General features: G+C 42.0%; 12 protein-coding genes, 1 tRNA gene and 1 pseudogene. 3 read left to right on the top strand and 11 right to left on the bottom strand.

What is annotated here, in order from left to right; translation table 11 throughout:
* Nucleotides 1-13: 13 nt before the first annotated feature.
* From ACYQ3L_RS11820 to ACYQ3L_RS11800, 5 genes are all read right to left on the bottom strand, one after another.
* Nucleotides 14-2311, bottom strand: coding sequence for an alpha-L-rhamnosidase-related protein (locus ACYQ3L_RS11820; protein WP_380000351.1), 2298 nt, complete (start codon nucleotides 2309-2311; stop codon nucleotides 14-16).
* A gap of 241 nt (nucleotides 2312-2552) precedes the next feature.
* Nucleotides 2553-4337: a RagB/SusD family nutrient uptake outer membrane protein gene (locus ACYQ3L_RS11815; RefSeq protein WP_380000349.1), complete on the bottom strand. Its 1785-nt coding sequence runs from the start codon at nucleotides 4335-4337 to the stop codon at nucleotides 2553-2555.
* A gap of 17 nt (nucleotides 4338-4354) precedes the next feature.
* Complete coding sequence (locus ACYQ3L_RS11810) at nucleotides 4355-7555, bottom strand: SusC/RagA family TonB-linked outer membrane protein (protein WP_380000347.1); 3201 nt, start codon at nucleotides 7553-7555, stop codon at nucleotides 4355-4357.
* Between the two features lie 305 nt (nucleotides 7556-7860).
* The gene (locus ACYQ3L_RS11805; RefSeq protein WP_380000345.1) at nucleotides 7861-8859 is read right to left on the bottom strand and encodes a FecR family protein; all 999 of its coding nucleotides are present in this window, start codon (nucleotides 8857-8859) and stop codon (nucleotides 7861-7863) included.
* A 124-nt stretch (nucleotides 8860-8983) separates the two neighbouring features.
* Nucleotides 8984-9562, bottom strand: a complete 579-nt coding sequence (locus ACYQ3L_RS11800; RefSeq protein ID WP_380000343.1) for an RNA polymerase sigma factor — start codon at nucleotides 9560-9562, stop codon at nucleotides 8984-8986.
* A 546-nt stretch (nucleotides 9563-10108) separates the two neighbouring features.
* Here ACYQ3L_RS11800 and ACYQ3L_RS11795 point away from each other — a divergent pair.
* From ACYQ3L_RS11795 to ACYQ3L_RS11785, 3 genes are all read left to right on the top strand, one after another.
* Nucleotides 10109-12814, top strand: a complete 2706-nt coding sequence (locus ACYQ3L_RS11795; protein ID WP_380000341.1) for a TonB-dependent receptor domain-containing protein — start codon at nucleotides 10109-10111, stop codon at nucleotides 12812-12814.
* Between the two features lie 30 nt (nucleotides 12815-12844).
* Nucleotides 12845-14467 carry an Ig-like domain-containing protein gene (locus ACYQ3L_RS11790; RefSeq protein WP_380000339.1) on the top strand — a complete coding sequence of 541 codons (1623 nt, stop codon included), beginning with the start codon at nucleotides 12845-12847 and terminating at the stop codon, nucleotides 14465-14467.
* 68 nt (nucleotides 14468-14535) lie between these two features.
* Nucleotides 14536-15474, top strand: a complete 939-nt coding sequence (locus tag ACYQ3L_RS11785; RefSeq protein ID WP_380000337.1) for a metallophosphoesterase — start codon at nucleotides 14536-14538, stop codon at nucleotides 15472-15474.
* A gap of 225 nt (nucleotides 15475-15699) precedes the next feature.
* Here ACYQ3L_RS11785 and ACYQ3L_RS11780 read toward each other — a convergent pair.
* The 6 genes and pseudogenes from ACYQ3L_RS11780 to ACYQ3L_RS11755 all read right to left on the bottom strand — a co-directional run bounded on the left by ACYQ3L_RS11780 (nucleotide 15700) and on the right by ACYQ3L_RS11755 (nucleotide 20189).
* Nucleotides 15700-15772, bottom strand: a tRNA-Gly gene (locus ACYQ3L_RS11780).
* A gap of 112 nt (nucleotides 15773-15884) precedes the next feature.
* Nucleotides 15885-16358 (bottom strand): hypothetical protein, encoded by a 474-nt coding sequence (locus ACYQ3L_RS11775; RefSeq protein WP_380000335.1) that lies wholly within the window; start codon nucleotides 16356-16358, stop codon nucleotides 15885-15887.
* 30 nt (nucleotides 16359-16388) lie between these two features.
* On the bottom strand, nucleotides 16389-17312 hold the full coding sequence (gene queG, locus ACYQ3L_RS11770; protein ID WP_380000333.1) for a tRNA epoxyqueuosine(34) reductase QueG: 924 nt from the start codon (nucleotides 17310-17312) through the stop codon (nucleotides 16389-16391).
* A 9-nt stretch (nucleotides 17313-17321) separates the two neighbouring features.
* The gene (locus ACYQ3L_RS11765) at nucleotides 17322-17912 is read right to left on the bottom strand and encodes a hypothetical protein (protein WP_380000331.1); all 591 of its coding nucleotides are present in this window, start codon (nucleotides 17910-17912) and stop codon (nucleotides 17322-17324) included.
* Between the two features lie 421 nt (nucleotides 17913-18333).
* Nucleotides 18334-19049 (bottom strand): annotated as a pseudogene (locus ACYQ3L_RS11760) (helix-turn-helix domain-containing protein).
* Nucleotides 19050-19283: 234 nt separating this feature from the next.
* A complete protein-coding gene (locus ACYQ3L_RS11755; protein ID WP_380000329.1) occupies nucleotides 19284-20189 on the bottom strand; it encodes a glycosyltransferase family 2 protein in 906 nt (301 codons plus the stop codon).
* Nucleotides 20190-20231: the final 42 nt, after the last annotated feature.

The following is a 20231-nucleotide window of genomic DNA, read 5'->3' as shown; positions in this document are numbered from 1 at the left end:
ACATTATTAGGATTCATTTGATATCCATTGTTATTTCATGAGTACCGGAGGTTATCTTACCCACATACAGGAATGGTTCTCCCTTTACTTTCGTTGCCTTTACAAATGTTCCGTTATTACGGATTTCGTACTTTCCGGAAGGTAGCGGCAGATAAACTTCAGCCTCCATATTGGCAGGGAGCACTACTTTCATGGAAAACTTTTCCGGCTTGTTTTCTATTGCAAGCTGTATCTTTCCTTTTATCGTAGGGATGGTTGACTTAGCCCATTTCAAAGACCCTATCTGGGGTTTTACGCGTGCCAGTCCATAACCGGGAATCAACGGCTCTACTCCGATTACTTTTCGGGGAATGATATTAGCGGGAGCTGCCCCCCAGGCATGATTCCAGTCCTGATTCGGTTTATATTTATTATCCCATGCTTCCAATGAAATAGTAGAGCCGGCGCGTATCATATTATACCATCCCCTGTCGTCTGTTTTTGTCAACATATGCAGTCCATAATCTGCATTACCGGACTCATATATTGCATCCATCAAAAACTGGGAACCATACACGCTACAGGCCATACCGCGAGTCTGTATAAAATCCATTACCTTATTCATTTTGCCTGACGGAACCATCCCAAATGCAACGGGAAACATATTTGCATGCAAAGACGCATGACTTGTAGTATCACCATCTACATAATACCCTAATTTTGGACTAAAGAACATCTTATTAAACTTTATAAGGAACATCTTTGCCTCTTCACCGAATAAAGAAGCATCCGACTTTAGATCCAGTACTTTGGCAATCTCACCCATAAATTTTAACACTTCGTAGTGATAAGCATTTGTTACGGTGTTATAGTCCGTGAAAACAAACCCGTCTGCTTCTCCTCCCTCATGTTTATTCAGGCCGAGAATTCCTGTATGAGGCCAGTCTACTATGTCTTTTATTTTCTCATTTGGGCGGTTAATAGAGGATAGAAATTCAGAGGTTTGCAGGTCTGTAGTAGTACTTATCATTCCATTCTTTTCCCGTAGTTGCATTAATGTACGTGCTTTAAGTATGTTGTAATTAGCTTCGAGTGAACGACTGTCTCCTGTATACATATAGTCATTCCACGCGATCAGAACAGCTTGTAATATCCATTCTGTAGGCCAGGTCGGATATTGAAGTAAGTATTCGTGTGTACGGCGTGCCATCGAATATTCCCTTTCTACACTATAATGGCAGAGTTGGTTGATTAAAGCGTCCGCTTCATAGGGAATACGTTCCCTGTCACCATCTACATACATGCCGGTAAAGGTGGTAGCCTGAATCGAATACTTGCACATATTCCAGATCTGATTCAATGTATCATTGCTGCATTGGAAGGAAGACGCAGTTGTATCAAACGGATAATGAACATGTTCCCGGGATATCATACCCGGAAGTAATGGAGGTGCATAACCTTCGATTTCGCAATACCTGAAAGGGAGCACCTCACCCACATATTCAGGCATCAATATTGCGGCGCTCCTCGTATTTAGTTTATCTTTTGCTATCTTGATCCGGTATGTATATGTTCCCTTTAGCAGAGCCAAAGGATAAGAGTGGTAGCGGATTGATCCTCCGGGATTGCGGTCCACGCGATTTCCCGACATACATTCTCCCAAATGTACAAGTACCGTATCTGTATCAGATAGAGAGGTTAGTGTCAATAACAATTGAGAAAAAGCGTCCTTCCCAAAATCCGCAACATGGGTGTCTGTTGTAACTGTAGTCACAGATACCGGATATTCCATGGATTTGACCTGAGGATAAGATGTAGCCGCATACTCTGACAGAGCGGATGCTGTACGAAAAGCTTTAACATCAGACCATTCACTCTCTCCTCCGGTATTTGTTACGCACTTTACCCGCCAGAAGTAGCACTTATTTTTCTTCAGCTCTGTTCCCCGATAAAGTACAGCGGTTGACTGATCGCTGCCGGTAAGCCCGCTATCCCATACAGTCCCCTTTCCGGCTACAGCATCGGAGTGCGTATCTGCGAATATAATATGGTAGGCTGTCTGCCTGGTGCCCTCGGCCTCTCCTGGTACAATCCAGCTAAGAGAAGGATGGGTAGAGCGTATTTGTGCATATTGAAAGGGTTCTATTGCGCCATCTGTCTGCCAGACAAATATATTACTGGCGTATCCGTTTTGCCATATCCGGTCGGTATGTTCTATCAGATCGGTCATCAATCCGGAAGGCTTATTTTTTGCAGCCTGTAGCAAAATGGTAAAAAAAACAAAAGAACATATCAGAATAATCCGGGTTATTGTCTTCTTTGTTTTATACATGAAATTATTTTTTTATAATATTATGTAAATGGTATGAATAACTTATACAAAGGAATTTATCAATTAAAGACTATAAATACAAACCATATATTGACAGACCAACCGAGCCGGAAGATGCAAAAGAACACTTTTGCAAATCTTCTCCCATTTGTTTGAACAGGTTCTAACTTTCAGGCAGAAGTTGACTTCCGGCAATACGATTAGTCTATATATTCAACACAATGAATTTCATCCAAAGTTATCAATTCCAACCCGGATTTTGGTTCATTATTTGATCTTTGTTGGTATCTATTACAACCTGAGGTATTGGCCATAGGTTGAAATTTTTAGTCAATGTACTTCGAGGATCATCCCAATATGCATATTTCTTAATGCGTTCCAAAGCGACTGTTCCTCCCATACGAAGCAGGGTATTCCAACGGCATTCTTCATAAACAAGTTCCCGGGCACGTTCATCGAGTATCAGGTCTACATTTATGTCGGCTGCAGTGACCAGATAACCACAATTAGCACGGGTACGCAATAAGTTTATATCTGATGCCGCACCAGGCTTATCACCTGCACGCATTTTGGCTTCTGCACGCAATAGAATCGTTTCCGGCAATCGGATCAGATATTCGTCACGAAATAAATTACTTCTGTTCTGTCCGTCATTCAAGCCTGTATATTTATCGGTTGAAATTTTACAGGAAATAGGGAAGCATTGAGTTTTAGCTGCATCCACAGCATCTTTGCTTTCTCCGTCACGATAGATTATACTCCAGGGTACAACTTTACCATAATAAGGTGAAGTTTTTTTATTTCCCAGGAAGGTCCTTCTCAACACGGCTTCCGAGTTTCTCATATCGTCTCCCCACTTACCACTGTATATAATATCGCGGGTATACATGGTGGGCATTACTTGCACAATCCCACGTCCTCCCACGTCCTCCAGCTCATTAGCCAGATGAGCAGACATCGGATCGCGAAAAACAGGGCCGAACACACGTGAATATTGAAGTACAGATTGTTTATCTTCAGCTTTATAAGCTGCATAGTCCACCTGTGCAACCCAAATAGCTTCTTTGTTGCCTTCCTGATAGTTCTGATTCCCTTCCTGAAAAAGGTCCCAATAGACATTTCCGTCTATTATCAATCCGGTGGATGAATACAGATGATCGGGAGTCTGGTCTGCTACCGTGTTTGCATAATAATAATCGGGATTTTCATTCATACGTGTACCGAAGCGTTCTGTCATTAGTCTATATAAAGAGCCATTTATCAAGGTATTACCATATGTAACAGCCTTCTCATAGGCGCTCTTAGCTTCACTGGCTTTGCCTTCTTCTTCCAATGCTACACCTTTGTCTATATACAATTGACAAAGATTATGCTGTGCTGCTCCACGTACCAATCGTCCTCCAACGGGTGTTGTCTCGGGCAGATCGTTTAATATGGCTTCGAGTTCATCGATTGCAAATTGATAAGTTTCTACCCGTGAAGTTCGTTTAAAATCGTAACGAGGTTTGGTCGTAATTTCTGTTACGATAGGTACTCCTCCATATAATTCCCCTAGATTTCTGTAACAGAAAGCACGGAAAAAACGACCTTGTGCTATAGCATAAGCTTTATCGGAGGCCGATCCCCAAGATATTTGAGGTAATTCTGCAGCATATAACGCTAAGTTAGCTTTTGCCAATAGTTGATACCAATGAGAATAATTTATATAGAACACATCATTAGAAGCATTCAGTATACTATAGTCATTGAATCGGTTTCCCCGTCTGATTGTAGCTACATCAAACATATCGGTACCATTTCCACCCCTGAATGCAAAAGCCGGAGTGCCTTCTTCTACCATACACATCATTACTCTCACTTGGGAGTAGCAAGCCACTAAAACCTGGTCTACCTGTTCCGAAGTAGAAAACGTATTGTCTATTGTATAGAATGTATCGGGTTTCTCTGTCAAAAAGCCGGCATCGTCACAACCGCCTGCAATCAGCAGAAAGAACAAGGTCAGAAGACTATTCTTTATCTTTTTCATGATTTATTATTATAAGATTAAAAACTAAGATTTATACCTAATGAATAAGAAGTCAGCACAGGGTATGTATCTCCAAGTACAGGTGTGCCAACTTCCGGATCTCCACCTTTCCAATTTGTGATTGTAGCCAGATTCTTTACTGTCATGAATACTTTCATGTTATTGAGGGCCTGCTTCTTTACCCACTGTTGCCGGAATGTGTAAGACAAGGTGACATCCTGAAAACGAACAAATGCACGGTTCTGTAATCCCTGAAACCGCCCTCCGTCACCGGAGAAGGTTGCAGAAGGATAGGTATTGCTCCGGTTTTCCGGTGTCCACCATGGGATATAGATACCATTTGTATTAAAGTTACCAGTGCCATTGACCATAAAGGCAGCCGTATTAGACTTCATGTAATATCCACCACCACCAAAAGCACCTGTAACCATCATATAAAGGCTCCAATTTTTATAACTGACAGTATTGCTCATATTCAGTTTAAAACTAGGGCTGGTATATCCCAGAATATCACGGTCTTTTGACGTAATCACACCATCATCATCCAGATCCTTATATTTGGGAACGCCGGCACTTACACCATTCGCTTTTATGTATTCCGTATCATCTTCCTGTACAATTCCATCCTGTACATAACCATAGATAACGCCTAACGGCTTACCTATAAAGCGGCTGTTGGAGATGTCATCATCTTCCTTCCCATCTTTATCCAGATCTTCACCATATAGATGTACCAGTTTGTTACGGTTTATCCAGTAAGTGACACTTGTCATCCAGTTCCATTCCCTATTATCGATATTAACGGAACGAACCGTTATTTCCAAACCTTTATTATTAACTTGTCCCATGGAAGATTTAATCTTCTTAAAACCGGTTATTACAGGTATGTCACGTTCAAATATCTGATTGGTTGTCCGTGAGAAATAAACATCCATATCAAAGAAAATCCGGGAACCCAACCAGGCTGACTCAAATCCTGTATTCCATGACTCCGTAGATTCCCAGCCTAAGTCTGCATTACCAAGTGCATCGGCGGCCAATCCGTACAGAATATTGCTGCTATTGCCGAATTCGTAGCGAAGACCGCCTGTAGACCCATTCTTTGTGGTGGAAAGCGTACCATAGGGGTCCAATCCCTGATTACCGTTTTTACCCCATGAAAGCTTTAGTTTCAGATTGTTCAGGACATTTATATTTTGCATAAACGCCTCATCCGATATCCTCCAGGCAGCTCCGGCTGCTGCAAAATTGCCCCATTTTTTGTTTACTCCGAATACGGAAGCCCCATCGCGGCGAAAAGACCCGGTTAAGAAGTACCGGTCCTTAAACGAATATGACAACCGGCCCAGATAACCGATATTGGAACGTCTCCACTTATTCAGCTCAATTTTCTGAACGGCAGCTTTATGAAGGCCGTTTACTTCCAATACGGTATTTCCATTGGCAGAGAAATCGTTACCTCTGGAGATTACCTGCTCATAATCCTTCCGGTCGCGGGTTGCTACGGCTGTTAAGTCGATTGTATGCCTGCCAAAGGTATTTTTATAATTCAGAATATTATCAATTACCCAGCTGGAAGAACTGTTGTTGTCAATACTTCCATTCGCGTTACTCAACAGCAACTGATAGGCTGCCGGTGTATAGCGGGAAACATCATCATAAGCACCCTGCCTTACAAAATACCGTTCATTATAAAATTCACCTACCTGATTTTTGCTCAGATTACCCGAATAATTGAATCGATAGCTCAACCCGGGAAGCCAGGGTAACTTTACTACTGCATAAGCGTTCAGGCGAAAGTTATTTCTTTCATCATACCTGTCATGCGTACCGTCATCCACTCCCCAGAGAGGATTGATCAAGGCCTGTGTCTGAGGATATCTTTCCAGTAATTTATTTTCTTCATCTCTATACATAACCCCATAAGGAGTCATAACAGTTGCCATGTATATATTGGCTCTCGTACCCGGATAGTTGGATCGTGTATATGCACCATCAACACCTATCTGCAGCCAACTTGTGATATCTGCATTGACTTTTCCGAGTACAGAAATACGGTCGAAATCGTCACCAATAATAACGCCCTGATTATTAGCATAAGCTGTGGACAAATAATAATTTAATTTTTCGCCTGCGCCGGAAACAGATACCGAATAATCCTGTACCCAACCTGTACGGGTAGATTCATCCAGCCAGTTAATTTCCCGGCCAGCTTCTCTATTGGTTGCTTCCTGCAGAGTGAGCCAGGATAAATCCGAACTATTGTTCCGGGCCGAAACAGATTCCAGCCATTGCTCACCTTTCATTAGCTTCGGGCGGTTTTGCCAGGTTTGCAAACTACCGGAAGCATTAAAGTTGATGATAGGCTTGCCTGAACGTCCTTTTTTGGTTGTAATTATGATGACACCATTTGCTGAACGCGAACCATAAGCCGCCGCCGATGTCGCATCTTTTAATATATCATAGGAGGCAATATCATTGGGATTAATGTCATTGAGGCTTCCCATATAGATAACTCCATCTACGACTATTAACGGATCATTGGATCCGGAGATAGACTTCTGGCCCCGCATTTGCATTGAAGGTTGTCCTCCGGCAGAGTTTGTGGCACCAATATCAAGACCAGCTACATTGCCTTTGATGGATTCCAGTGCATTTAAGTTTGAAGCCAGAGCCACCGGAGAGTCCTCCAGTTTAATTGAAGAAACAGACCCTGTAAAATCCTGCCGTTTTGTCGTTCCGTATCCAATAACAATCACTTCATCAAGTGCTTTTGAATCTTCCTCCATATAGATAGATAAGGAGTGTTGGGAGCCTACATGCACCTCCTGTTTGTTAAATCCGACATAAGATACTTCCAGGATCGCACCGGGCGACGCTTTTAATGAAAAATTACCCTCCGGATCGGTTATCGTTCCATTCGTTGTTCCCTTTACTATTACATTAGCTCCAATAAGAGGTTCTCCTGCTCTATCAACAATGATTCCGCTAATCGTTTTTGGTTCTTCCTTCTGTTGCTCTGCCACAGCAGTAACAATGACTGAATTTCCCATTACTTTGTATGCTAAGCCGCGGGGAGGAAGAATTTTATTCAGAATAAACTCTACCGGTTGGCTTGAAACATTGATCGTAACATCTTTTTTATTCTCCAATACAATATCCCTGTAAGAGAACTTGTAGGTACTCTGTTTCTCTATTTCCTCAAAGAACTGCTGCAATGTAACTTCTTTGACTGAAACTGTGATATTCTTTGACTGTTGTGCTAATATCCCAATTGGACTAATGAATAAAAATATAGCACAAATAAGAAAAGACAGTTGCTTTTTTTTGCTACCTTTGTTTATGTAGCATAATTGACCTTTTCGATAATTTAACATACTCAATTTTTAAAGGTTAATACAAATAATTTATGCGGTGGGGATCGCATTTATGAAAAAGGTTAACTTATTGCCGGAGAATCTTATCCATTCTCCGGCCTTTTCATGTGGAATTCATGTTTTTCTTTTTTAAGGTTAATAATCAATTAATTAGTAGTTGTAATGATCCATATTTCATCATTCTTCATTCTATATTCAAATTTATAGTGCATTCTGAGTATCTCCATGACATCTCCAACATGATCGCTATAGAAATATCCTGTAAATCGGTCATTCTCAATCCATTTTCCGTCAACGTGTATTTTCACTCCATACTTTCGTTCTACTTTGGTAAGAACAGATTCTATCTGCTCGGAACGGAAAACCAGCTCATTGCGCATCCATGCTGTTTCAAAGAGTGTATTTGTCTTCTCTAAGTGTAGCTTTCCCGATATCTTATCAAACAATATTTTCTCTTTTGATTTGACATACATCACCTCAGATGGCACAGTATGCGTTTCGATCTTTACATATCCCGAAACAAGAGCCATTTCTATTGTGTTTTCCTGTTCATAGGCATAGAGATTAAAGGTGGTTCCTAAAACTTCTATATTTAAATGTTTTGTATAAACAATGAACGGCTTTGTAGTGTCTCTTTTCACTTCAAAAAAAGCTTCTCCCGTAAGGTCTACTTTTCTATCCTTATAGTCGAAGCTCTGCTGATAGCGTAATGAGGATTCTGAGTTTAGATAAACTCTGGAACCATCCGGAAGGGTTATTCCGGCCTTTTGTCCTTTTGCAACGTCTATAGTTATTTCTTTCTGACCTAACTGATACATTTTTTCCCGGTCCTGATAAAAATAAAGGGAAAGAGTGAACAAGAGCGGTATAAGTATTATTGCTGCATACCTTAATGTACGATATAAAAACATGTTTACTCGTTTCCGTTTTAGCTTTTTCTGTATGCCGGAATATATTTTATCCAATTCTTTTTTATCAGCCTCCCCGTCTTTATAATCAAAATTGCACCAAAGGTGTTCAAACATTCCGCCTAATAATGAATTGTCCGAACTATTCACCAGTTCTTTCAATTCCAGCAGTTCTTCCTTGCCTATCTCCTTGTCAGCATAACGGGACAGTAAATAATATATTCTCGATTCTGTCATTTCGAATTAAACGGGCTCACCCTTATTTATAAAAGACATATACAACATGTATATATTATACACAGTCCGGCCATAATTATAACATGCCATAAGATATGTTATAAAACATTTAATTAAAAAGATTTCAGAGTTGGATAAAGAGGAGTATAAAGAGCAACGAGTATTTTTTCATTTCAGGGCGTAAGATATGTAAGGCCAAAGATAATTGATTTCTAACGACTTGTTCGGAAATATTAAGCATTTGCGCAATTTCCCGGACTGAATAGCCTTGCTCTTTATTCAATTCAAATATCTGTGCCTGCCGGGAGGATAATTTCATTTTCGAACGCTGGAGCAGGCGGTTAAATTCATCGAAGTCTATTTTCTGTTCAACCATGGTTTCCGTTGACTCTTCTTCCATGCTTAATTGTACATAATCGAGAAAGGCAGGGTTATTCAATTGTTTACGGAATTCATTTAGCATATGGTTTTTCGCTATTGTAAACAAATAGGATCTGAATGATAATGACTCATCGATTTCTTTATATCTGATCCATACTTTTAGAAAGGTTTCCTGAACAATATCCTGGGTCAATGATTTTGACCGTGTAAAGTTAAATATAAAGGTATATAACTGAGGTGCAAACATTTCATACATAGACGTAAAATCCCCATATGAACCAACTGTCCGTTTCTTCTTATGTTCATCTGGAATATTTATCATGGATTCATTCTGGATTTCTATATTAACGTTGAGCTATTGCTCCCTCTCACGGCAAATATAATATTGTTTTGCTAACCAGCCCAAAGTAATAAGTGGAATTTTAAAGAAATTATTTCATATATTCCCATCCTATAGTCTTACTGATATTTTTCTCCATATCCCAGATTTATACGAAATGGCTTCCATATCCGGACCAATCTCCTGACTGTCTATCTTCAGCCGGATTTGGAAAAATTCAATACTCGTGTGTTCCAATAAATTCAATTCGCCAATATATCTAAACTTTGGATTAAAGAAAACTTCTGTGTTGGGTAATGCATGCGCAATTGCAGCGGTAGTGGCATTCTTACCGTAACATGTAAAAGTATTAATGGTCAGGGGAGTGGTATTTGCTTGCTGTCAATCAACCTGTTATTCTGCACATTGGTATCTATACTGAGATATAATTTCACAGAATTATTATGTAATAATATTTTTAAAATTTCTTAATGGTCGTGTAATAACTCCCGGATACTTTTGCAGTGAATATAATCTCAATACATTACTATGAAATTTTTATTGACAATAGTTTTTTTTGTATTCTTTTCGATAAGTACATACTCCCAATCCATTAAAGGAATAGTAAAAGACTCCGGAACCGGCGAAGAAATTATCGGGGCTATCCTCTTTATAAAAAACCAGCCTGAGAAAGGAGCATCCACAGGTCTGGACGGCAGTTTCAGTATTAACGGAATACAAAAGTATCCTGTATCCCTTTGTTGCACGCTCCTGGGATATAACCAATCGGAAACCTCCATAAAGGACGCCGGTAACAGCGTAACTATCTGGCTGGAACCGAAAGATCAGAATATCGGGGAAGTTATTATCTATGGTGATGGAGGCCAGAACACAGAAACCAATGCCCGTGGAATCGAACGCAATGCGATGAATGTGGTAAATGTAGTGAGCGCCAAAGCTATTGAAATATCGCCGGACATTACGGTTGCAAACGTGATTCAACGCGTTTCGGGGGTTACGGTGGAACGGAACAGCAGCGGTGACGGGCAATATGCTATCCTGAGAGGAATGGACAAGCGTTTTAACTATACGTTGGTCAATGGAGTGAAAATACCAAGCCCTGACAATAAAAACCGTTTCGTACCGCTTGATATCTTTCCGGCGGAACTCCTCGACAGGCTTGAAGTTACAAAATCCCTGACGGCAAACATGGAAGGCGACGGGATTGGCGGAGCCGTGAATATGGTTATGAAAGACGCCCCTACCCAAAGACAACTCACGGCAAATATATCTACGGGATATAATTCTCTCTTCTTCGACAGGGATTTTCAGTCGTTCAAAAGCAACACCATCGATAAACAGTCGCCTAACGAACAGTATGGCCTTGCATATCCCGTAAAAATGAAAGACTTTACAACCCATAACCTGAAGGTCTCTTCCGGTAAGGCTTTACCCAATCTTGCAGCCGGATTCTCTTATGGCGACCGTTTCCTTAAAAACCATCTGGGAATAATGCTTGCGGGTAGTTTTCAGAACAGCCGCAGAGGGAGCAACAGCGATATGTACGGGGCTGTGGGTTCGGATGGCATTCAAAGCATCACGAACCGTTATTTTTCCGATAACCAGACCCGGAGCGGTGTTCATGCGAAACTCGATTATCGCTTTTCACCGAACCATAAGTTAATGTTATATAGTGCATACATGGATTTCCGCAATTCACAGGTAAGGGATGCTTTTGAAACCCAGAGTGAAACTGTCCGCTTACGTTGGAACCGTCAGACCATTTTAAATAATACCCTTAAGGGAATGCATACGTTTTTCAGCAATAAACTTCAGATTGACTGGTCCGGGGTTTACTCGAAAGCAACGAATGAAACCCCGGACAATACCCAGATCAATATATCGACAGTAAACGAACTTACATGGGTTTCCCAGAATACGGGAGCGACCCGCCGGTGGGAACACAATTCGGATGAAGATAAGGCCGGATACCTGAACCTCGGTTACAGCTTCAAGGCTGGAGAGTCTGTGCTGAACCTGTCCGCCGGTGGGATGTACAGGGATAAAAAACGTACCAGCTTTTACAACGAATATACATTCAGGCCTTTTGACGAAAGTAAACCGGAAGAAACACAGCGAATCCTTGTCAGGGGCGAAGACTGGAATAACTACGATGAAATAAAATTTGAAGTCAAGGAATTCGGGAATCTGAGCGACCCGTTGAATTACGATGCCTCCGAAAAGATAGGCGCGACATATATCCAGTCTAAATTGACGTATAATAAACTGGAAATAATAGCCGGACTAAGGGCTGAACACACTGAACAGGGCTACTTCCTGAAATTCCCGACAGAAGGCGCCCAAAACGAAGGGAATCAGAAATATACTGACTACCTGCCCAGCGTGCATGTCAAATATGGCTTGCACAAAGACGCCAACCTCCGCTTCTCGTATGCAAAGTCCCTTAACCGCCCGAGCTTTTTTGAGATAGTGCCGTACAGCCAGATTTATGAAGACTATAAGGAAAGGGGAAATCCTGATCTTATACATACGACTGCCCATAACATCGACCTGCGGTATGAATACTTTCCCCGTCAGTCGGAACAGGTTATGTTAGGCCTCTTCTATAAAAATATACAAAACCCTATCGAATTCGGGATGATGAGCGGCTTCGGACAGGACACCTACTATATGCCGATGAATTTCGGCGATGCGTACAACTATGGCGTAGAGTTCGATGTAACAAAATATTTCAGCAGGTTTGGTATAAAGGCGAATTATACGTTCACCCATTCGCGGATTACCACTACAAAAATGGAAGAAATTCCGGATAATACAGGCGGAGGCTCCGGGCACACTACAACTTATATGGACCAAAGCCGCCCTTTGTACGGCCAGGCCGGCCATGTCGTGAATTTTTCACTCTTATATAAAGATACCTATAACGGATGGGATGCCCAGCTGGCATTCTCTTACACAGGAGAACGTATCTGCATCGTATCGAGGTATTACAACCGTGATAGCTGGCAAGCCGGCTACACTCAACTGGACGCTTCGGTGGAAAAACAGTTCAAAACGGGACTGGCCTTATTTGCAAAAGCCTCTAACCTGACCAATTCACCGATGATACAGTATGTCAAATCCAACAGCAATAACCAGGGGCAGGAAAATGTCAGGCGGTATAAAGGCGGAGTAGTCGAACGCTACGACCATTACGGCGTAAATATGATGCTGGGAATGAAATATAAATTCTAAAAAATAATAACTAGATTAAAAACAAAGCGTATGAAAATTAAATTACTATTTTCTGTAATGATCGTAGTGTTTGCTACAATATTTACAGGTTGTAAAGACGAAAAGGATAATGACGTATCACTGGCCGGGATTACCTTGTCTAAGACCTCGGTTACTTTGAAACCTGAAATAACCGAAACGTTGTCTTGCACATTCTTTCCCGATAATGCAGCCAACAAGAATGTAACATGGAGTTCTTCCAATACGGCTGTAGCCACTGTCGATAATAAAGGACAGGTAACAGCCGTAGGCGTAGGTACGGCACAAATTACAGTAACATCCTCACAGGATGCTTCACTCAAGGCCACATGCGACGTAACCGTTGCATGGGATCAGCTGAACAATGTCAGCGGTAATGTATCGGGTGTATGGGAGAAAAATACGGTAGTAAACGTATCGGGGCATATCAGTGTTCCCAAAGGTAGCAGCCTGACAATTGAAGAAGGTGTACAGGTGATTTTCGATGACAATGGCGTGGGCGCCAGCCATACGAAAATAGAGTTTATGGTAGCCGGTAACCTGTATTGTAAAGGGACTACAACGAATCCTGTCCTGTTTTCAGTTGCTCCGGGCAAACGTACTTCTGCGAATATCTTCGCCGGACTATGGGGCGGAATAGTCGGCACTTCGGATTGCGGGGAAATGCTGTTCGACCATGTAATTATCGAATATACAGGCGCTCCGGTTGTGGCCGATTCACCTTCAGCCGTAGCCGGTATCTATACTGCGGGTGACGATGCTGCACCTCAAATCACGACCAATAATGTGAACGGAAAATATGTCCTTATCAATTCGGAATTAAGGTATGGAGCGTCCGATGCTACTTATTTTATGGGAGGTAACGTGATTGTTGCCAATAACCTGTTCCATGCGAACGGTTATACAGGGGCTGAAGCCGTAAACGTTAAAGCCGGATGTAAGGCCGATGTTGCCTTTAATGTTATGTACAGCCCCAATACAAATGGCTTGAAACTGTCGAGCTCCGGGCAGGATGATACGGCAGGCCGTTTCCAGGCACAGATTAAAGCGTATAATAATACGATTATCAATGCCGGATGGAGGCGCGACGGCGAAAAAGGCGGTTCTGCATATATCGAGAAGGCAGCGTTGGTAAGCATATTCAATAACCTGATCGTAAACTGCAAGTTTAAAGCAATGACGCCGAAATGGGGAACTGTCAGTATATCGGATGGTTGTGATACGAATTCAGTGATAGACTATAACTTTTATGCATCGGGTTCACAGCAAAGCACGCTTCCGCAGGATATAGCGGGAGGAACTATCACGTCATTCCTCGGCTATACGAAATCCAATAAGAATGTATATCCTCAATATGTCGATGTAAATAGTTTTGTAAGTGCTTTGGCTGGCGATGCGGCAAAAGACCCTAAATTTGTGAACTATCCGTTCAACACCGATCCATTGACAAGCTATACCTATAATTCTTCATGGGATCTCCATGTCCAGTCCGGCTCTCCGGTTCTTACCGGGGCTTATAACGGATCAGATGCGAAGATGACTCCGCTTTTCTCATCTACAGGAGTTACTGTAGGGGGTACAGCTTATAAGACACCGGCTCCGGCCAACCGTTTCGGCGCATACGGGACAAACTAAAAACAGTATTAATCAGTTTATTGCATTGTGTATATTATTGCACAATGCAATTCTGTAAAAGATAACATATGAAAAAACTAAATTCTGCATTACTCATTCTCTTTGCTTTCGTTGTTTCAATACAAGCACAGGTGCAAAGCCTGCCTAAACTGCCCAAAGGATTAAATTTTATCGTAGCCAACGATATGGGACGGCAAGGGTATTATGAACAGAAACCCATTGCAAAGATAATGGGCGAAGTAGCGGAACAAAACAGTATCGAGTTTGTGGCTCTGGCCGGGGATTCGCATCATTACATGGGAGTTGCGAGCGTAAGTGATCCGCGCTGGATGACAAACTTCGAGCTTATATACGATAATCCCGAGTTACAGATTCCGTGGAATGTAATCCTGGGTAACCATGAATACAAGGGCAATACGCAGGCCGTATTGGATTATACGCATATCAGCCGGCGATGGAATGCTCCTGCACGGTATTATTCCATCGAAATGAAAATAGGGAAAGGCGATGATAAGTGCCTGTTCGTTTATATAGATACCCCTCCGTTGATAGATAAATACCGTGAGGAAAAGGATGAATACCCGGATGCCTGCAAGCAGGATATAAATGAGCAACTAAAATGGATGGAATCCACTCTTTCCAAATCAGATGCACGCTGGAAATTCGTTATCGGCCATCATCCCGTTTATGCTGATACGGGCAAGGATATATCCGAACGCAGCGATATGCAGAAAAGAATAGGCGGTATTCTGGAAAACAATGCCGTCGATTTCTATATCTGCGGACATATCCATAATTTTCAATATATAAAGCCTCAGGGTAAAAAGGTCAATTATATTGTGAATTCGGCTGCCGCTCTATCCCGTAGCGTAAATCCCGTAGATGGAACCATATTCTGTAACGGAGACCCGGGATTCTCGGTATTTACTGTATCAAAAGACGCTGTAGAATTTTATTTTATAAATCATAAGGCAGAGGTTATATATTCTAATAAGGTTGTAAAATAAGGTTATTTTTAGTAAATAAGCGCCTTTGGATATATTGGATATGGGATTATTCAAAGGCGTTAGTTATTAAATATATATCTTCAATGTAACTTCGATAATGTGCAGTTTATTGTCCGTTAGTAGCTTTTCTTAGTCTTTTCATTGGAACAAATAACAAAAACAGCCTCCAATCTATTGATCCGGAAGCTATTATCTTCATTTCCCCTCTGATGTCTTTCAGAGCCGAGCGAAAGACGGGATTCGAACCCGCGACCCCGACCTTGGCAAGGTCGTGCTCTACCAACTGAGCTACTTTCGCATTTTGGCCGCCTGGGAAACTCTTCCGAACCAACTTTATGACACCAATTCCCGTTTAGCGAGTGCAAATGTAAAAAATGTTTTTGCTTTCTGCAAGGTTTATCCATGTAAAATTAACGTGTAACGTAAAAAACATCCGGATTAGATGTCGAACTGACTGAATATCTTTGTAAATGCAAATCTGAATACTCCGATATTACTCTCCCCCGCTCCATTAAGTTATAAATCCTACCGCATTTCGAACATTTAGCATTACCATCATCCGATGCTTTTACCAATACTGATCTCAACGCCTCGTAAGGACAACTAAGATCATACGCCAGCAGTTCCGGCCTGTCCGTAGCATAAAAACTGTTGACAATCAGCAATCCGCCATATCCCAAATATTCACCGGCCAACACAGGATATTTTCCATTTATATATTCTTTGCTATTACCGGGAGTACGTAAAACAGCATCAATTGTATTCAAGTTCAGCTTAAAATTTACCTGTTCCACCGGTATAACGTTTCTCTCCTCCTCCTTCCCGCAGGAAGAAATCACAACCATCAACAGGCCTATTGTTAATATCTTTATAATCTTTCTCATTTATATATAACGTAAATCATACATTCAATATTACTTCTTACTGCGTTTTAACGCTTCCAGATTTCGTTTCAACCCGCTATACTTAGCCCGTTTCACTGCCGAACCTCTGAAGATCTCCTGATATTCTTCAACCGTCAGTTTATCCAGCCTCTCAAAAGATAAATCCAGGAAAGCCCGCGACGGATTAAACTCTATAGTCTTATGCGGCCTCGAATACCGGTTCCATGGACAAACCTGCTGGCAAATATCGCATCCGTAAAAACGGTTATTAAGATTAGGCACAACAGCCCCGTCTATCTCTCCTTTATTTTCTATCGTCTGATACGAAATACACTTATTGGCATTAATTACACCGGGTGCAACAATTGCTTTTGTCGGGCAAGCGTCGATGCAGCGCGTACAATTACCACACGAAAGGGACAGTGGTTTATCATATTCCAGATCAACATTGAGGATCAATTCCCCCAAAAAGAAATAAGACCCTTTGCCGGGAATGATAAGCAATGAGTTCTTACCAATAAACCCTAGCCCGGCCTTCGCTGCCCAATAACGCTCCAGTACGGGAGCTGTATCCACAAACGGACGTCCTTCGGCCGATGTCTCCAATGACTTAACAAAATCAGAGAGTTGCTGTAGCTTATGTTTTACAACATCGTGATAATCTTTCCCATATGCATAATAAGCAAACTGAGGAATTTCCTCCGGTTGTTTCGTTTCAGGATAATAATTAAGCGCTACACAAACAACAGACCGCGCGCCTTCCACCAACAGGGTGGGATTACAACGTTTATCTTTGTTACGCGCCATATAATCCATATCGGCACAGTAAGACGCGTTAAGCCAGTTTACATATCCCTCCCGGTTTTCAGCATCGACCTCCTCCGCTTTGCAAATGCCGCAGGCATCAAAGCCGAGACTATATGCATATTCTTTTATTTGAGCAGAACTTATCAAACTTCCCTATCATTTTTCGCGTTTATCGACCCGCTTTGTCCCGAAATAATCGAATGCCACGGGGTCTACATATATTTCTTCCTTTGTTTTTTTATTTCTGAAAATGACAAAGTCATGGTCTTTAAACCATCCGTCCACGGCATCTTTCTGCATATTTTTTCCAAAGAGATACAACTTACCCTTCTTTGATCTAGCCTCCCATTCCTTGTCCATCCCGAAACGCTTAATCAGGTAACTGCCTGTTGCCGCGGTAAATGCGGCGTAACCCACATAATTCGCACCCCTGTTTTCAAATGCTTCGGGTGGCTCGCTATCGTTATACACGGATGAATAATCGAGTGCGGCACTCGTCATATCCAAGGATAAATCAATAATGGTTTCTATATCTATATTCGCATCCAGCGACTCATCGTTTGGCAGGCTCTGATGGATATAAGATGCCAGTTTCTCGTCCTTTATATCATATGATTTGCGCCCTCCGGCATCCTCATATTTCACAGCCATCCGGTAGATACTGCCTTTCAGGAAAAAAAGTAGTATAATGACGACTACCACAGAGATAATAACCGTGTAAACCGTATTTTTCTTATTCTTTTTCATATATAATTGTATATTATAATATTAATCTAAAAAGTAACAAAAGTAACAGTTTTTTCCACTTATTACTTAAAACTTCCCACTTATTACTTCTTACCTTCAATGTAAGTCCCCTTCCGGGGCAGGGCTGTTAAGTTCTGAATCCTTATATCCTCTGAGTCATGTTGAACGAAGTGAATTGCAAATCGCCGAAGCGAAGGCGAGGCAAACATCTCCTAAATCGAATGAGATCCTTCGTTCCACTCAGAAACAACGTTCGGCAGAGCGAAGCGGAGCCAATGACAGCAGAGAATAACAGAATAAAGCGGTGAACTTAACAGTTAACAACTTGTATCTCGTATAATTTTTCGTTCTTCGCTTTTGGCTCCGCCGATTTTCAATTAGTTCTTCACTTTTCGTTTTTCACTTATTATTTACCCCTTCTTCAATCCGTTCTAGATGTATATCCCGGCGGCAGGAACGGATAGAGATTCTTTGGTTTGGGCTTCTCTACCGGAGCGGCAGATGGTTGAGCGACAGGCGGCTGCTCCATAACTTGCCCTTGCTCATTTTTCACTTTTCGTTCTTCACTTTCCATTTTCAGTTCTTCACTTTTCACTTTGCCTTCCTCTTCCAGTTCCTTGTCCACGGCCGCCACCACTTCCGGATTGAGCGAGCCGCCCGGACGGAAGCCGTTCCCTTTCAATATCATCAGTTGCCGCCTGGTTTCCTCGTCCTGTACTTCAATGACCAGCGGATGGCGCTCCGATGCAAGCAAGCGGTCTCTGTCCTTCCTCCTTTCCTCCCGGTCGAGTACGTACTTTATCGCGCGGATACTCGGCGGGCAGAATTTCTTTTCCACTACACGGCATTTCTCCACCTCGTTCACCGGATCGTTCTTATCGGGGATATAGGTGACCTTCTCTTTTTTCTGCACATAGCCAGCAGTTGCTTCAGGCCTATACGTGCCGAGGCTATCATCACCTCTTCGCGGTGGTCGATGGCTTCTTCCACCGCTTCGCCGAACCCCGGTTTTGCCTTTTTCCACTCATAAAATGTCTTGCGGCTGATCTTGAATGTTTTGCATATTTCGGAGATGCTGCACAAGTCCTGTTCTATCATCCTGATAATCTCTGAGGCCGTTTTCTCTTTATACTTCATAAGATACTTAAATATTAATGTTAATAATCAGTTTCTTATACAGATAAAGATATTTGGTTTTGATAAATTTTCAGTTACGCTTACATAGCCTCTGCTTGCGCAGATGCCCCGCTTGTGTGTGGCGTAGTAAACATTTTTGCCCTATCAAACAGGACACGGACTGGAAGTCCACGCCAGTGGAGGTTTTTACTTTTTAATTGTTTTGATTCCGTTATAAGTCAAACAGCTTCCAAATCATTTACTCAGCAACCCCTTGCTTACATACCATCTGAATTGCAGTAATTTCCAGCCCTTACCCGGAGAGAGCGCCAGTGTGTATCCGGCAAACAGGACAAGTGATGCAATCCATTTCTTGCATTCCGCCAATACCCTGTTCCGGTATGCCTTCGGGGAAACACCTTTCGTGCGGATACGCTCACTTTTCCCTATGGAATATGTCAGTTCTATAAAATGTGCTTTGGTCAGTTTTTTCTCAGGTATATAGTGATGGATACCCATCTGCGGCAGGTAGTAGAATTGTTCGCTGCCACGTGTAAGCCGGTCGTAAAGGTCTTTTTCTTCCGCTCCGATCAGCCCTGTACCTTTCCGTCCGAGTTCGACATTGAAAAGCCCGTATTTTTCAAAAACTTCTTTTCTGAATGCGGAGTTTCCTCCTCCGGGATACTTTCCGTTACTGAAAGGCTTTACCTTTTCGCCTTCATACAACGCACCACCAAGAAGTTGTTCGGTATAATGGGAAAGCCATTTCGGTTTTTCCACCTCATAGACAGGAACGATAGGGCCTCCGCAGGCATTTACCTCCGGATGCGCATCAAAAAAATTATTTATAGAGGATAAATATGACTCGAATACAGTAGCGTCATCGTCTACAAAGACAAGCACATCTCCCCTACTCTCCTTCACACCTCTGTTCCGGGCATATGACAGTCCCTGGTTTGTCTCAATAAGATAACGGAACACCACCTGAGGATAATCTTTCCGGAACAGATCACAGACACTTGCCGTTCTATCCGTACTATTATTATTTATCAGGACTATCTCATAGTCCGTGTATGGAAAATCCTGCTCCGCAATGCTTTTCAGGGCATTGTAGATATACTTCTCCCTGTTGTAAGTACAAAATATGACGGAAAATTTCATCCTGTCTCGTTTTTCTCTGTCATTCTGAACGAAGTGAAGAAT

This window comes from Dysgonomonas termitidis, assembly GCF_054657735.1.
Note: the sequence above shows the minus strand (reverse complement) of the source record. Positions and strands in the feature narration are given on the sequence as shown.